The following is a 15,303-nucleotide window of genomic DNA, read 5'->3' on the forward strand; positions in this document are numbered from 1 at the left end:
CCGGGGGATCAGCCTCGGCCGCGCCGGAAGACCGCGTCACCGGCCGCGCCCACCAGGACCCCGAGGGCGATCATCACGATGTACGCGTAGATCTCGTAGCCGTCGGGGGCGAGGAACCGCAGGAAGCCCAGGATGTGGATCGTCCAGCCGAGCCATTCGTGCAGCAGGCCGCTGCCGCCGCCGACGACGAGGACGAAGCAGAGCAGATCCGTCACGGCCGCCGGCGGCGGCTTCGGGGGAGTGGAGGTCATGGCCCGACCGTAGGCGGGCGCCCGGCGGCGCGGGATCGGGCCGAGGTCGGCCGGGCGGTGACCGAAGTCGGCCGTGAGCCGCCCCGGTGTCGTACTTAAGTATCCGGTCGGCGCACGGCGGGCCCGGTCGCGGGCCGGGCCCGCGTACATTGCCGGGATATGCGCCGTATCCACCGCACCCGCCGGGACTGGGCCGCCGACCTGGGGCTGTTCCTCTTCGCCGCCTGCTTCGCCGTCGTCAGCTCGCCGTCCGTGCCGGTCCCGGAGGACATGGGCCCCGCGTGGCGGGCCGCCGAACAGGTGGCCGGCGGGCTGGGCTGCGCGGCGGTGCTGCTGCGGCGCAGGTGGCCCGTATGGCTGGCGGTGGCGCTGCTGCTGGCGGGCAGCGAACTGTCGCACTACATGACCGGTCCCGCGATGGTGGCGGTGTTCACGGTGGCCGCCACCCGGCCCTGGCGGGCCACGGCCTGGGTGGCGGCGCTGGCCTTCGCGCCGCTCCCCGCGTTCCTGTGGCAGCTGCCGGAACTGCCCGAGGACCGGGCGGGCTCCGCCGTGACGTACTTCGCGCTCATCGCCGGTGCCATCGGCTGGGGGCTGTTCCGGCGGTCCCGCCGACAGCTCATCGCCTCGCTGCGGGAACGCGCCGAACTGGCCGAGGCCGACGCGGAGTTGCGCGCCGAGAAGGCCCGGCGGGAGGCGCGGGAGGAAATCGCCCGCGAGATGCACGACGCGCTCGGCCACCGGCTGACCCTGCTGAGCGTCCACGCCGGGGCGCTGGAGTTCCACACGAGCGCGCCGCGGACCGAGATCGCGCGGGCCGCCGCGGTGATCCGGGAGAGCGCCCATCTGGCCCTGGGAGACCTGCGTGAGGTCATCGGGGTGCTGCGCGCCGGTGCCGAGGGCGAGCGGCCCCAGCCCGAACTGGCCGACCTGGAGCGGCTGGTGGCCGAGGCGCGCGCGGCGGGCGGCCGGATCGAGCTGACCGGGCCGCCGGACGGCCCGGCGCCGCCACCGGTGGTGGCCCGCACCGCGTACCGGATCGTGCAGGAGTGCCTGACCAACGCGCGCAAGCACGCGCCCGGCGCGGCCGTCACGATACGCGTGGCCGGGACCCCGGCGGACCGGCTGACGGTCGAGGTCCACAACACGCCCCCGCCCGGGCCCGCCCCGGACCCGCACGGTGGCCCGGGCGGCGGACAGGGGCTGGTCGGGCTGGCGGAACGGGCCCGGCTGGCGGGCGGCGAGCTGACCGCCGGGCCCGCCCGAGGCGGCTTCCGGGTCCGCGCCTGGCTACCCTGGCCCGCGGCGGACGCCGTGGCCGCCACCGGTCAGGGGTAGGAGAGGAGGGGCGTGCTGGTGATCCGCGTCCTGCTCGTCGACGACGACGCGATCGTACGGGCCGGGCTGCGCCTGATGCTGGGCGGCGCCCCGGACATCGAGGTCGTGGCGGAGGCCGCCGACGGGGCCGAGGTGCCCGCGCTGGTCGCGTCGTACGGGCCCGACCTGGTGCTGATGGACATCCGGATGCCGGGCGTCGACGGGCTCACCGCCACCCGGGCCCTGCGGGCCCGGCCCGGCGCCCCGGAGGTCCTGGTGCTGACCACCTTTCACACCGATGCCCATGTGCTGCGGGCGCTGCGCGCCGGAGCGGCCGGGTTCCTCCTCAAGGACACCCCGCCGCGGGACATCGTCACGGCCATCCGGACCGTGGCCGCCGGGGACCCGGTGCTCTCACCCGCCGTCACCCGCCGCCTCATCGAGCAGGTGACGGGTGACGGCGGGCAGGAGGCCCGGGCGGCCACCGCGCGGGCCCGGCTGGCGCTCCTGGGCGAGCGGGAGCGGGACGTGGCCCGGGCGGTCGGACGCGGCCGCTCCAACGCGGAGATCGCACGCGAACTGCATCTCGCGCTGCCGACGGTGAAAGCGCACGTGTCACGGATCCTGACGCGGCTCGACCTCAACAACCGCGTCCAGATCGCGCTGCTCGTCCACGACGCCGAGGACTGAGCGACGCCGAGGGCCGAACTCCACGACGGCCCGGCTACGGCTTGCGGGCGACCGCCCCGTACATGGCGATGTCCTCGTCCTTGATGCCCTCGGTGCTCTTGGCGTCCGGATGCCACTTGTGCACCTGGGCGACCCCGGGCTCGACCAGCTCGAGCCCGTCGAAGAACCGCGCGGCCTCGGCCTCGGTGCGCAGCCGCATGGGCATGTCGCGCGCCGCGTACTCGCGGGCGACGCGGCCCACCTCCTCCGGGGCGAAGTCCGCGGTGCCGACGGACATCGCCAGATAGCTGCCCGAAGGCAGCGGTTCCAGAAGGCGGTTGACGATCCCGTAGGCGTCGTCCTCGTCGAGGACGAAGTGCACGATGGCGATCACCGTCAGGGCGACCGGCTTGCCGAGGTCGAGGGTGTCGCGCAGCTCCGGCGCGCTCAAGATGGCGGCGGGGTCGCGCATGTCCGCCTCGACGTAGGTGGTCTTCCCCTCGGGCGTGCTGGAGAGCAGGCCCTGGGACAGGGTGAGGACGATCGGGTCGTTGTCCACGTACACGACCCGGGAGTCCGGGGCGACCGCCTGGGCTATCTCATGCAGGTTGGGGGAGGTGGGGATGCCGGTCCCGATGTCGAGGAACTGCCGGATGCCCGCCTCCTCCGCCAGATAGCGCACGGCCCGGTTCATGAAGTCGCGATTGGCCCGCATGTGGATCGGCAGGGCGGGCCACTCCCGTGCCATGGCGTCGCCCGCCTCCTTGTCGGCGGGGTAGTAGTCCTTGCCACCGATGATGTAGTCGTAGATCCGCGCCGAATGTGCGCTCTCGGTGTCAATCCGTTCGGCCGGCCATCCGTTGTCGCGCAACGCCCGCCCCTCCCATCGAAACGTCGGTCACATGTCCAGGGCCCGTCACAGCTCCTCGCGGATCTCACTGAGCAGGGCCTCGGTCTTCTGGGCGGGCGCCGACTGGGCGCTCACCCGGTCCAGAGCCTCGCGGTACACCACCACGTCGTCCGCCTTGTCCAGGTAGACCGCGCCGATCAGCCCGCCCAGGTAGACGATGTCAGGCAACTCGGCGGCCCGGAACCGGAAGACGTGGAACGCGCCGGCCGGCATCGCCGGATGCGGTCCGTTGCTGAACGGCATGATCTGCAGGGTCACATGCGGCAGCGCGTTCACCGCGATCAGATGGTCGATCTGGGCGCGCATCACGGCCGCGCCGCCGACCGGCCGGCGCAGCACGGTCTCGTCCATCACCACCCACAGCCGGGGCGGGGACTCGCGGGACAGCAGCTCCTGGCGCCGCATGCGCAGGGCGATCCTGCGCTCGGTGGCCCCGGCGGGGACGTGCGGATTGCCCGAGGCCAGCAGGGCGCGGGCGTAGTCCTCGGTCTGCAGCAGGCCATGGACGAACTGCGGCTCGTACGCGCGGATCTGCAGCGCCGCCTGTTCCAGGCTCAGATACGCGGCGAACCAGTCCGGCATCACATCGCGGTAGACGTGCCACCAGCCGCGCTTGTTGGCCTCGCGGACCGACTTCAGAAAGGTGTCGATCTCGTGCTGGTCCGTGACGCCGTACGTCTGGAGCAGCTTCTCGACGTCCGCGAGCCGCAGCCGGGCGACCTTCGCGGCTTCCATCCTGCGGATCGTCGAGTGGCTGACGCCGATCGCCGCGCCCGCCTCGTCGTAGCTGAGCCCGGTCCGGGTCCGCAGTTCCTCGAGCTGCTTGCCGAGGATCATGCGGAGGACGGAGGGAGCGCCGCCCCATGCGGATTCCGCCGCCACTCCCTGCCTCCTCACGCCGCGTTCCACGGTCGCAGTCTGTCACGATCATCCATCGTCGCCGCACCTGCATCCAACGACTTGCAAATTTCAAGTTACCTCTTGCAACTCGTTCATAGCAGATGACACAGTGGACAAGCCGTCACCGACTGTGTGACTCCGCGGGAGTTGACCCGCGGTGCCGGGGGAAACGTCGGACGGGTCGGACCGATTCGAGCCCCGGCGACGGCGGAACGTTCGCGTGTGTACGTCGGTAGGCACCGGGCAGTGCAGGACCGGCGCTGCCCACAGTGCGCAGGCAGACGAAAGGCGACCGATCGTGGTTCCCCCCACCCTCCCCCTGCCTTCGGCCCACATGCCGCGGAAGAAGTCCGCGCATCCCACGAGCGGCCCGCCGGGGCTTCCGTGCGGCGCGCGCCGTGGACGGCTGACCCTCCCCGCAGACCTGTCCGCCGGGCTGGGCTACGACGCGGTCGGGATGTCCGCGGAGCACGGGAAGCGGGTCATGGACCGGCTGCCCCGCGTCGGCTGCGTCTTCGCCTGCGACGAGCACTGGTGGTGGATCGTGCCCGCCGGGTCGCACATCGGACTGGTGTGGCCGAGCGTCACCAGCTACTCGGTCGGGGCGTACGTGGGCCCGCCGAGCGGTCCGCGCACCGCCAGGACGCCCCGTAACCTCCGCCTCATCCACCGGCCCGAGGGCGACTCGCCGTACACGCCCCCGATTCCCCTCTACTTCCTGGCCTGCCACATCGCCGGTGTCATGCCCCGCTGGTCCGTCGCCGAATAGCGGCGGGTGGATGCGGCGGTCAGCGGGAGCGGTAGTGCGCCACCGCGTCCTGGGCGAGCTTCTGGGAGATCTGCAGGGCCGTGCGCACCGACTTCTTGCCGGCGATGGCCGCGCTGATCTGCGCGGACACCTTGTTCCCCAGGTCGGCGAACTGAGGGATGCCGACGAACGAGATGCCCTGGTAGGGGCGCGGGCCGACGCCCGGGTTCCTGGGGTCGGCGGAGTCCTTCACCGCCGCGTACTCCTGCCGGTACCAGGCGGCGGCCGCCTTCTGGTAGTTGGGGTTGGCGTAGAGCGACTTCCGGCTGCCGGCCGGGGCCTCGTTCCAGCCGAGGGTGTTGCCGATCTGCGCCTGGTACTGCTTCGAGGAGGCCCAGGAGATGAACTTCCAGGCGGCGTCCTTCTTCTTGGAGGCGTTCTCGATCCCCCAGGCCCAGGTCCACAGCCACCCCGCCCTGCGGGTGAGTTCGTGCGGGGCGGGGACATAGCCGACCTTGCCCTTGACCGAGGAGCCGTCGGCCTCGACCGACGTCGCCAGCGAACTGGCGTCGTACATCATGGCGCATTTGCCCTGGGAGAAGTCGGCGAGGATGTCGAGGACGCCGCTGCGCGCGGCGCCGGGCTCGCCGTACTTGCGGACCAGGCCGACATAGAACTGGATCGCCTTCGTGAACTCCGGTGAGGTGAGCCGGGCGTTCCACTGCATGTCGTACCAGGAGCCGCCGAAAGTGTTGACCACGGTGTTGATGGGGGCGAGGTTCTGGCCCCAGCCGGGCAGTCCGCGCAGGCAGATGCCGCTCGCGCCGCCGGTGCCGTCGATCTTGGCCGCGAGCGAGGCGACCTGCCTCCAGGTCGGATCGCGCGGCATGGTCAGCCCGCTCTTGCGGAAGAGGTCCTTGCGGTACATCAGGAACGAGCCCTCACCGTAGAAGGGCTCGGCGTAGATCTTGCCGTCGGCGCCGGTCACGGCCGTGAGCAGGCTGGGGAAGATGTCCTTCTGGTCGAAGGTCTTGTCGGCCTTCGCGTAGGAATCCAGCGGAGCGAGCCAGTGGTTCCTGGAGTAGGTCGGCACCTCGTACGCGCTCACGCTCGCCACGTCGTACTTCGCGTCCTGCCGCGCGAACTCCTTGTTCATCCTGTTCCGTGCCTGGTTCTCCGGAAGCAGCGTGTAGTCGACGGTGATGCCGGTCCGCGAGGTGAAGTACTTCTTCGTGTACTGCTTCAGGGTCTCCATCTGGGGATTCTTGGTGGCGAGCACGTGGATGGTGTCCTTCCCTTCGCGGGAAGACCGCACGCCGGTGCCCTGGCAGCCGGAGACCGCCAGAGCCGCGGCGAGCGCGGCCGCCGTGGCCGCGCGGGTGAGGAGAAGACGTTTCATCGCACTCCGATGGTCACGGTGAGCGCATCGGATCCTTCCAGAACACCCGGCAGGATGTCCGTCTTGCCCGAGAATGGGAAGCTCATGTGCAGCATAGCGTCACGCCCGGGCCGTGACGAACGTCAGGTGGGTCCGCGCGTCCGCGCGGACCGGGTGAGCGAGTCCGCGACCACGGCGGCCAGCAGCACCCCGCCGGTGACCATGAACTGCACGGCGTCCTGGATGCCCAGCAGCGCCATGCCCGAGGCGATCGACTGGATGACCAGCGCACCGAGCACCGCCGACCAGGCCGAGCCGCGCCCGCCGAACATGCTCGTACCGCCGATGACCGCCGCGGCGACCGCGTTGATCAGCAGCATGCCGGAGCCCGCCGCGCGGGCCGTCGTCGGGCTCGCCGAGGTCAGCCCCGAGGCCACGAACAGGCCACCGACCGCCGCCAGCGTCCCCGACACCATGAACATCGCGATCCGCACCCGCACCACGTCCACCCCGGCCCGGCGGGCCGCCTCCACACCGCCGCCCACCGCGAACACCTTCCGCCCCGAGCGGGTGCGGCGCAGCACCAGATCCGAGCTGATGACCACGCCCAGGAAGATCAGCAAGGCGAGCGGCACGCCCTGGAACAGGTTGAGCACATGGGCGGTGGCGAACGTGAGCACCGCCAGGACACCCGTGCGCACCCCGATCTCGGCCATCGGCCGGTACGGCACCCCGGCGGCCCTGCGCCGCCGCCGGGTTCGGCGCGCGGCCAGGAAGTACCCGGCGGTGCCGGCCGCGGCCAGACCGTAGGCGATGATGCCGCCACTGAAATAGAGGCTGGTCAGCGCGGCGACCAGACCGCTCTCATCGATGTTGATCGTGCCGCTCGCGCCCAGCAGGTAGAGGGTCAGCCCGTTCCAGGCCAGCAGCCCCGCGAGGGTCACCACGAACGCGGGCACCCCCACCCGGGCGAAGAAGAACCCGTGCACGGCGCCCACGACCGTCCCCGCGACCACCGCCACGATGACGGCGAGCCATTCCGGTATGCCGAGGTCCACGTTCAGCACGGCGAACGCGGCCCCCGCCAGCCCGCTGACCGAGCCCACCGACAGGTCGATCTCGCCGATCAGCAGGACGAACACGATGCCCACCGCGACCAGGCCGGTGGCGGCGATGTCCACGCTGAGGCCGGACAGATTGCGCGGCGAGAGGAAGTTGGCGTTCAGGCCCTGGAAGACGAGCCAGATCACGACGAGCCCGAGGATCACCAGCAGCGGGCCGCGCTCACCGACCCGCAGCCCGCGCCGGGCCGCCTCGCCGCCGCGCAGCCGGTGCCGCACCGCGTCCGCGTACCCCCGGATGTTCTGTCCTACGGCCATGCCCCCTCCTCACCCGTCGTGCGGTGGGCCACGGCGTTGTCGGCGGCGCCGGTGATGGAGGAGATGATGCGTTCCTGGGTGGTGGTGGGCACCTCGAAGAGCCCGTTGTTACGGCCCAGGCGCAGCACCGCGACCCGGTCCGCGACCGCCTTGATGTCCCCCATGTTGTGGCTGATGAGAAGCACACCGAGACCCCGGTCGCGCAGCTCCTCGATGAGGTCCAGCAGCTGGCTGGTCTGCTCCACGCCCAGCGCGGCGGTGGGCTCGTCGAGCAGGAGGACCTTGGGCTCGCCCAGCAGCGAGCGGGAGATCGCCACGGCCTGCCGCTGGCCGCCGGACAGGATGGCGACGGGCGCCCGCACATCCGGGATGCGGATGGACAGCGTGCGCATCAGCTCACGGGCGCGCCGCTCCATCTCCACCTCGTCGAGGATCCCGGCGCGGTGGACCTCGCGGCCGAGGAAGAGATTGCCGACGACGTCGAGGCTCTCGCACATCGCGAGGTCCTGGTAGACGGCCGCGATGCCCAGCGCCTGCGCGTCATGCGGCCGCTTGATCTGGACGGTGCGGCCCTCCCACTCGATGACGCCCTGGTCGGCGGGGCCGGCCCCGGCGATCACCTTGACCAGGGTGGACTTGCCGGCGCCGTTGTCGCCCACCAGGGCGACGACCTCACCGGCCCGGATCTGCAGGTCGACGTCGACCAGCGCCTGGACGCCGCCGAAGCGCTTGGAGACGCCGCGCAGCGCCAGCAGGGGCGGAACCGGCACGGGGAATCACCTCCGTCAGCGGGTGAGCCCGACCTTGTCGCAGGCGGGCCGTAGCTTGGGCGTGCAGATCTGTCCGATCGTGTACACACCGTCCTTGACCAGGGTCTTCCTGATGTCGGCGGCCCTTACGGCGACCGGGGTGAGCAGGGAGGCCGGGATGTTCCGAGTGGTGGCGTTGTCGACGGTCGTCCGGGCGACGGAGCGCAGGCTCTGGCCCCGCCCCAGGGCGACGGCCATGGCGGCGGCGGCGTGCGCCTCGGCCTTGAAGGGCTTGTAGACGGTCATGTACTGGTCGCCGCTGACGATGCGCTGCACGGCGTCGAGGTCGGCGTCCTGGCCGGTGACCGGCGGCACCGGCCTGACCCGGGCGGCCTTGAGGGCCGAGATGGCACCGGAGGCGACGCTGTCGTTGACCGCCAGGACGCCGCCGATCCGGTGCGGGCCGAGCGCGGTGATGGCGGCTTGCATGTCGTCGTACGCGTTGTCCGGGCGGTACTCGATGACGTCGTACGACTTGCCGATCCTCACCTTGTCCCGGAGGACGGACAGCGAGCCCTGCTTGAACCAGACCGCGTTGGGGCTGCTCGGATCGCCGTTCATCATGACGATCTGGCGGCCGTCCCCCTTGGCCCGCAGGGCGTCCAGGAGCGCCGCGGCCTGGAGCCTGCCGACCTGTCCGCCGTTGAACGAGGCATAGCCCGAGATCGGGCCCTCGGCGAGCCGGTCGTAGGCGATGACCGGGATGCCCGCCTTGTGGGCGGCCTGGACCGAGGAGCGCAGCGCCTTGGCGTCGACGGCGTCGAGGATCAGCGCCCCCACCCCTCTGGTGATCATGGAGTTCATCTGCCGCTGCTGGCTCGCCACGTCGTCCCCGGCGTTGGCGTGGTCCACGGTGCAGCCGGGGCACAGCTCCTTCACCCGCTTCTCGATCAGCGGCCGGTCGGCCTTCTCGTACCGGGTGACCTGCTGGCTCGGCAGCAGCAGGCCGACGGTGAAGCCGCTCCCGTGCGCCCCGCCGTTTCCTCCGCAGCTCGCCAGGGACGCGGCCAGCAGCCCCGCGGCCACGGCGGCGACGGCGCTTCGCGTACGGGGCATCCTCATGTCACGCACCCCCTTGCCGGACGCGGGGCCCGGGCCCGGCGTCCCCGGCTTCGGTCTCACCGGGCTCTGCTTCACCGGGCTCGGCGTCCCCGGATTCGGCCTCATCGGGCTCGCGGCGGGGTACGACGATCTCGCTCCACACCTGCTTGCCGCCGCCGACCGGCACCGAACCCCAGGACGCCGACATCGCCTCGACCAGCAGCAGACCCCGGCCACCGGTCGCCTCCCAGTCCGTGACCACCGGCTTGGCGGGCGCCCGCGGGGACGAGTCGGTCACCGCGACGCGCAGCCGGTCCACGGCGTACGTGAGGTCGAGACGGACCGTGCCGTGCGTGTGCATCAGCGCGTTCGTGACCAGTTCGGAGACGACCAGCAGCGTCACATCGGCCTGGTCCGCCAGGCCCCACGAGCGCAGCGTGCGCGCGGTGAAGCGGCGGGCGTGCATCACCGCGTCGGGCAGCCGCCACACCAGCCAGCCGGCCCGGATGGGCCGGACCCGCATGCCGTCGTACCGCAGGAGCAGCAGCGCCACGTCGTCGTCCCGCCGGTCGGCCACGGCGAGCAGCGCGTCCGCCATCCGGCCGAGATCGGTGGGCGCGGCGGCCAGCGCGCCGCGCATCCGGCGCATCCCCTCGTCCAGATGCAGCGTCGAGGACTCGACCAGACCGTCGGTGAGCAGCGCGAGGACCGTGCCCGGGGCCAGCGGCTCCGCCGTCATGGGGAACTCCGCGTCCGCGATCACCCCCAGCGGCAGCCCGCCCTCGACCGCCACCTCCTCGGTGGTGCCGTCCGGGCGGCGCACCAGCGGCGCCAGGTGCCCGGCCCGGACGAACCAGGCGTTGCCCTCCTCCATGTCCAGCTCGACATAGCCGCAGGTGGCGAACAGATCCGTCTCCATGCCCACCAGCAGCCGGTTGGCGTGGGACATCACCACATCCGGTGGATGCCCCTCCACGGCGTACGCGCGGACCGCCGTCCGCATCTGGCCCATGATCGTTGCGGCGGCGGCGCTGTGTCCCTGCACATCGCCGATGACCAGCGCCACCCGGCTCTCGGAGAGCGCGATGACGTCGTACCAGTCGCCACCCACCTGGAGTCCCCGCGTCGCGGGCAGATAGCGGGCGACGGCCACCCCACCGGGCAGCTTCGGCAGGCTGCGCGGCAGCAGCGAGCGCTGGAGCATCGTGGCCAGCTCCTGCTCGGCGTCGTAGGTGTGCGCCCGCATCAGGGTCTGGCCGACCAGCCCCGCGGTCGCGGTGAGCAGCGACCGCTCCTCCGGGCCGAACGGATGCGGGGCGTCCCAGCCGATCAGGCACACCCCCGCCACCTGTCCATGAGCCGGGAGCGGCAGCACGGCCAGCCCGCCCGGGCCGATGCCCGCGAGCCCCGGCTCCAGCGCCGCACCCGCCGGCCACAGCCGCGGACGGCCCTCCCGCAGCGCGGCCCGCAGGCTCGGCAGGGCGTGCAGGGACGCGTCGGGCCACTCGGAATGCCACTCCGCACGCCACAGCTCCGGCCACGCGTCGGCCTGCGGCGGATCGAGCCCCACCACCACCAGCCGGTCCGCCTGCAGCTCCGCGAGCGCCACCCGGTCCGCTCCCAGCGGCTCGCCCAGCGCGGCGATCACCACCCGGCTCACGTCCCGGACCGTCATCGCGTTGTCGAGCGCGGTCGTCAGCCACTGCACCCTGGACACGTCGTCGGCGCGCGAGCGCAGCGCGGCGGCGCTGGTGACCACGCCCACGACGCGCTCCGGGCGGCCCGCCGCGTCGGTCCCCACCTGGCAGCTCAGCCGGAGCCAGCGCACCTCGCCGGTCGAACGGCGGATCCGGAACTCCAGCTCGCGGTCCCCGGCCGCCTGCGCGGTCGGCTCGACGATCGACAGCAGCGCGGGCAGGTCCTCCGGCACGGTGCGCGCGAGCAGCGTGTCCACCGTGCCGTCGAAGTCGTCCGGGGGGATACCGACCAGGTCCAGCAGGGTCGCGTCCGCCTCGATCAGCCCGGTGCCGGGCAGCAGGACGAACGACCCGACGCGCAGGCTCCGCAGCGCGGGGCCCAGCAGCGTGGTCGCCCCGGTGGGGGCCGCGGGACGGGCCGCGCCGGCTCCCCGGAGCCGGGTGGTGATCGCGTCGGCGTACCGCAGCAGCAGGCCCCGCTGCTCCGCCTCGAAGCCGTCCGCGGCGCTGCCCACGATGAGCAGACAGCCCAGCCGGCTGCCCTCGGTCCCCAGCGGCAGCGCGCCCAGCGACGCACCGGGCCACCGCGCCGCCGACCCGTCCCGCTGGTACGCGGTGAGCGCCGCGGAGTCCAGCCACAGGGGACGGCCGGTGCACAGGGCGTCGGCGGCGGGCGAGCGGTCGGACAGCGCGTAGTGCTCGGGCAGCGCATGCGGGGCCGCGGTGGCCCCGGCCGCCTTCGCGGTCTCGACCAGCCGCAGGCCGTCGCTCCCCTCGCCCAGCACATAGACGGCCGCCAGCGACACCCCGGCGAACGCCAGGACCCGCTCCCTCCCGGTGGGTTCCGGCGCCGGGGACATCGGACCGGCGTTATGGGGCATGTTCCCGTCTGCCTCCCCTCCGTGCCGCGGGTACGGGCAGGTGGAGGTCCCCGGAACACGGGCGGCGAGGGCAGGGGTGCCATATCCGGCGAGGCCGGACCGCGCCGCCCAGGAATGGCAGGGCACCCACCCACCAGAATGTCACAGCTCAGGGAAGCCGCAGGGCGGGCTGCGCGGAGGGGGCGACTAGAGCATGTCGACGATGCTGGGCGGGGCGAACAGATGGCGGGCGCGGTGCTCCAGGGCGAGCACGGCCGGAAGGCTGCCGGACGCGTCCGAGACGCACCGCTCGCACTCCTCGTCGGCCTCGGGCAGCTCCGAGACATGGCGGGTGGCGATGTGCCGGGCCAGCCGGATCTGGGTCGACACGATGGAGTCGTGGGGATCGCAGTCCACCCCCGGCCCCAGCTCCTCCAGCGCGGCGTCCACCAGCTTGGGAGCCTGCTTCATCGCCCGGTACAGCTCGGTGCACTTGCCGCATCCCCACATCCAGGGCGGAGGCAGCGGCCACTCGTCGGCGGGGTCCACGTTCCTGGCGCTCATGCCGTCACAGTAGCGAACCGGAAAGGCACGCACAGTGACTTGGCGTAAATCCCCTCGAGAGACGGGCAACGAGCCAGGAACGCGGAACCGGCCGCCGAAGGCGCGCTACGGCTTACGGGCGACACCCGCCCAGAAGGACACCTCTTCGTCGGTCACATCGCCGGTCTCCACCCCCGGGTCCCCGGTGGCCAGCTCGGTGCGCCAGCGATGCGGCACCACGAGGCCGGGCTCGACCAGCTCCAGACCGGTGAAGAACCGCTCCACCTCGTCCCTGGTGCGGATTTTCCCCTCGATGCCCCCGTTGTGGTAGATCTGCACGGTGCGCTGGGTGGCCTCGGGATCGAAGTCCGGGGTGATGTGGCTGAGGACGAGATACGAACCGGGCGCGAGCGCGTCGACCAGCTTCCGCACGATCCCGTGCGGCTCCCACGCGTCCGGCACGAAGTGCAGCAGCGCGCACAGGCTCAGTGCCACGGGCCGGGACAGATCCAGCACATCCGTGACGCCCGAGGAGGAGAGGATCGCGTCGGGGTCGGCGACATTCGCGTCGACGTACGCCGTGCGCCCCTCGGGACGGCTGGTGAGCAGCGTCTGCGCATGGGCCAGCACGATCGGGTCGTTGTCGGCGTACACCACCCGGCATTCCGGGGCAACCGACTGGGCGACCTCGTGCAGATTGGGCCGGGTGGGAATGCCGGTGCCGATGTCGAGGAACTGGCGGATGCCCTGCTCGGCGGCGAGGTACCGGACCGCGCGCTGCATGAACGCGCGGTTGGTGCGCGCCGCGACCATGACGCCCGGCCAGAGGGTGAGCACCTTGGCGGCGGCCTGTCGGTCGGCGACGTAGTTGTCCTTGCCGCCCAGGAAGTAGTCGTACATCCGGGCGCTGTGCGGTCGTCCCTGGTTGAGCGGGGTGTTGGGGGGCTCCGGCCCACTCCCGGTCTGGGGTGCTACCCCTTGCGCGGTCACGTGGCGTACTCCTCCGTCTCCGGGCGCGATCCGTGGCGATCGCGGTGCGTCCCTGCGAGGATCGTAGGCCGCCCGGCGCGGCCGGTTACCCGCGGGTCCGGGTAAGTGTCCACCAGCAGGCGGCCGTTGGCGGGGGCGCTCCGAGACCGGCTCACGCACGATCCTTGCGGCAGACCGTGTCCCGCGCGGGCAGTTTCCCGGTCCGCAGATAGTCGTTGACCTGCCCGTACACACAGCGGTTCGGATACATGCCGTACACCCCGTGCACCCGGGCCTCCAGGGTGATCAGACGGGAGTGCGGCATCCGCCGGTGCAGCCCCTGTCCGTTGGCGTAGCTGGTGCGCGGATCGCCGGTGGACTGGACGATCAGACCGGGCGCGGCGTTTCCGCTCCGTACCGTCGGCTCCACCGGTGCGTTCGGCCAGAACGCGCACGGGTTCACCCCGTTGAACATCGGCCCGTACAGCGGTGCTTCGACCCGGCTGCGCTCGACGTTGCGCCGGTACCAGGACAGGTCGCGCGGCGCCGCCGCGTCCCCGCACAACAGGGCCAGTTGGAGCGAGTTCTGTACGTCCGACACTTCATCAGGTGTGCCGAGCGCCGACGCCAGCGTCTCGGTGGGCTCCACGGCACGCCCGGCGGCCGCGTCGTGCAGCAGCCGGACGTTCTTCGCGGCGTCGGCGAACCGTCGGTCGTCGACCAGCAGCGCGGTCAGCACCAGCGGCACCTGCTGGCCGTCGGCCGTGTAGCGGCCCACCCGCAGGGGTGTGCGGGCGGCCTGCCGGGCGATGCGTTCCACCGTCGCCCGCACCTCCGCGGGCGTGTCGCCCAGGCCGTAGGTGCCGCTCCGGCGGGACGTCCACACCGCCCAGGTGTCCAGCAGCTCCTCGTTGGGTGCGGCCGCGTCGCGGAACGCCCGTACGTGGTAGCGCGCCGGGTCCAGCGCGCTGTCCAGCAGCAGCCGGTCGGTGCGGCCCGGGAACATCTTCGCGTACACCGCGCCCAGGTAGGTGCCGTACGAGACGCCGAAGTACGACGTCCGCGGCTCACCCAGCACGGCGCGCAGCACATCCATGTCGCGGGCGCTGTTCCGGGTCGTGAAGTGGCGCAGATACGACAGGCCCTTGCCGTACGCGCGCTGGCAGCTGCGCACCAGGTCCGCCTCGTACCGCGCCTGGGCCCGGAACCCCGCCGCGTCGTACCCGGCGGAGCGCAGCCAGTGCCCGGAGGTACCGCAGCGCAGCGGGCTGCTGCGGCCGACTCCGCGCGGATCCATGCCGATCAGGTCGTACCGCGCGGCCAGCTCCTTGCCCATGGCGGGCGCGTCGAGCAGTGGCATGTCGAGCGAAATGCCGCCGGGGCCACCGGAGTTGTGCATCATCAGACCGATGCGGTGCGCCGTGTCGGTGGCCTTGATACGGGAGAAGCCGAGGGTCAGGGTGCGCCCGCCCGGTTTCCGGTAGTCCAGCGGCACCCGGATGGTGGCGCAGCGGGCCCCGGCCCGGTCCAGCTCCGGGTGATGACATGTCGTCCAGTGCGGACGCTGGGTGGTGAACGGGCGCAGGGGGTCGGTATCGGTGTCGGCGGAGGCGGCCGGGGGGATGGCGAGTTGCCCGGCGAAGGCGACCGCGGTGGCGAGCGCGCCGATGACGGTGGTGCGCAGGGTACGTGAACGCATGGTGAGCAGGCTCCCGCTCACCGCACCCCGTTCACCATGGAGCGCGCACCCCGCAAAGACGGGGGAGAACCGGATGGTGTGACCCTCCGTCGTCAGCCGGCCCGTACGCGTCCGCCCGAGAAGGGGCCGAGCG

14 protein-coding genes are annotated in these 15,303 nt (G+C 72.2%); 3 read left to right on the plus strand and 11 right to left on the minus strand.

Translation table 11 applies throughout. The features are described 5' to 3' along the window. Positions 1-8 precede the first annotated feature (8 nt). Complete coding sequence (locus ACFZCY_RS25870) at positions 9-251, minus strand: hypothetical protein (protein ID WP_391177801.1); 243 nt, start codon at positions 249-251, stop codon at positions 9-11. Positions 252-410: 159 nt separating this feature from the next. Here ACFZCY_RS25870 and ACFZCY_RS25875 point away from each other — a divergent pair, with 159 nt between their 5' ends. Next, a complete protein-coding gene (locus ACFZCY_RS25875; protein ID WP_391177804.1) occupies positions 411-1,589 on the plus strand; it encodes a histidine kinase in 1,179 nt (392 codons plus the stop codon). Between the two features lie 12 nt (positions 1,590-1,601). Continuing rightward, on the plus strand, positions 1,602-2,258 hold the full coding sequence (locus tag ACFZCY_RS25880; RefSeq protein WP_391177806.1) for a response regulator: 657 nt from the start codon (positions 1,602-1,604) through the stop codon (positions 2,256-2,258). 34 nt (positions 2,259-2,292) lie between these two features. Here the strand turns inward: ACFZCY_RS25880 and ACFZCY_RS25885 are convergent, their stop codons facing one another. Together ACFZCY_RS25885 and ACFZCY_RS25890 are read right to left on the minus strand one after the other, a co-directional pair. Next, positions 2,293-3,108 (minus strand): SAM-dependent methyltransferase, encoded by an 816-nt coding sequence (locus ACFZCY_RS25885; protein ID WP_391177810.1) that lies wholly within the window; start codon positions 3,106-3,108, stop codon positions 2,293-2,295. A 45-nt stretch (positions 3,109-3,153) separates the two neighbouring features. After that, on the minus strand, positions 3,154-4,029 hold the full coding sequence (locus tag ACFZCY_RS25890) for a Scr1 family TA system antitoxin-like transcriptional regulator (RefSeq protein ID WP_391177813.1): 876 nt from the start codon (positions 4,027-4,029) through the stop codon (positions 3,154-3,156). A 352-nt stretch (positions 4,030-4,381) separates the two neighbouring features. Here ACFZCY_RS25890 and ACFZCY_RS25895 point away from each other — a divergent pair, with 352 nt between their 5' ends. Continuing rightward, the gene (locus ACFZCY_RS25895; RefSeq protein ID WP_391177816.1) at positions 4,382-4,816 is read left to right on the plus strand and encodes a hypothetical protein; all 435 of its coding nucleotides are present in this window, start codon (positions 4,382-4,384) and stop codon (positions 4,814-4,816) included. Positions 4,817-4,835: 19 nt separating this feature from the next. Here the strand turns inward: ACFZCY_RS25895 and ACFZCY_RS25900 are convergent, their stop codons facing one another. The 8 genes from ACFZCY_RS25900 to ACFZCY_RS25935 all read right to left on the minus strand — a co-directional run bounded on the left by ACFZCY_RS25900 (position 4,836) and on the right by ACFZCY_RS25935 (position 15,170). After that, positions 4,836-6,194, minus strand: coding sequence for an extracellular solute-binding protein (locus tag ACFZCY_RS25900; RefSeq protein WP_391177819.1), 1,359 nt, complete (start codon positions 6,192-6,194; stop codon positions 4,836-4,838). Between the two features lie 122 nt (positions 6,195-6,316). Beyond that, positions 6,317-7,552 (minus strand): sugar ABC transporter permease, encoded by a 1,236-nt coding sequence (locus ACFZCY_RS25905; RefSeq protein ID WP_391177822.1) that lies wholly within the window; start codon positions 7,550-7,552, stop codon positions 6,317-6,319. Then, complete coding sequence (locus ACFZCY_RS25910) at positions 7,543-8,322, minus strand: ATP-binding cassette domain-containing protein (protein ID WP_391177824.1); 780 nt, start codon at positions 8,320-8,322, stop codon at positions 7,543-7,545. Before ACFZCY_RS25910 ends, ACFZCY_RS25905 begins: the two co-directional genes overlap by 10 nt. 15 nt (positions 8,323-8,337) lie before the next feature. Continuing rightward, positions 8,338-9,423: a substrate-binding domain-containing protein gene (locus ACFZCY_RS25915; RefSeq protein ID WP_391177827.1), complete on the minus strand. Its 1,086-nt coding sequence runs from the start codon at positions 9,421-9,423 to the stop codon at positions 8,338-8,340. A 1-nt stretch (position 9,424) separates the two neighbouring features. Next, positions 9,425-11,980 (minus strand): SpoIIE family protein phosphatase, encoded by a 2,556-nt coding sequence (locus ACFZCY_RS25920; RefSeq protein WP_391177830.1) that lies wholly within the window; start codon positions 11,978-11,980, stop codon positions 9,425-9,427. Between the two features lie 186 nt (positions 11,981-12,166). Further along, positions 12,167-12,523, minus strand: a complete 357-nt coding sequence (locus ACFZCY_RS25925) for a hypothetical protein (RefSeq protein ID WP_391177833.1) — start codon at positions 12,521-12,523, stop codon at positions 12,167-12,169. A 105-nt stretch (positions 12,524-12,628) separates the two neighbouring features. Then, positions 12,629-13,492 carry an SAM-dependent methyltransferase gene (locus tag ACFZCY_RS25930; protein ID WP_391177835.1) on the minus strand — a complete coding sequence of 288 codons (864 nt, stop codon included), beginning with the start codon at positions 13,490-13,492 and terminating at the stop codon, positions 12,629-12,631. A 151-nt stretch (positions 13,493-13,643) separates the two neighbouring features. After that, on the minus strand, positions 13,644-15,170 hold the full coding sequence (locus ACFZCY_RS25935) for an alpha/beta fold hydrolase (protein WP_391177838.1): 1,527 nt from the start codon (positions 15,168-15,170) through the stop codon (positions 13,644-13,646). Between the last annotated feature and the right edge of the window lie 133 nt (positions 15,171-15,303).

The organism is Streptomyces sp. NPDC007983 (assembly GCF_042958345.1).
Taxonomy (GTDB): domain Bacteria; phylum Actinomycetota; class Actinomycetes; order Streptomycetales; family Streptomycetaceae; genus Streptomyces.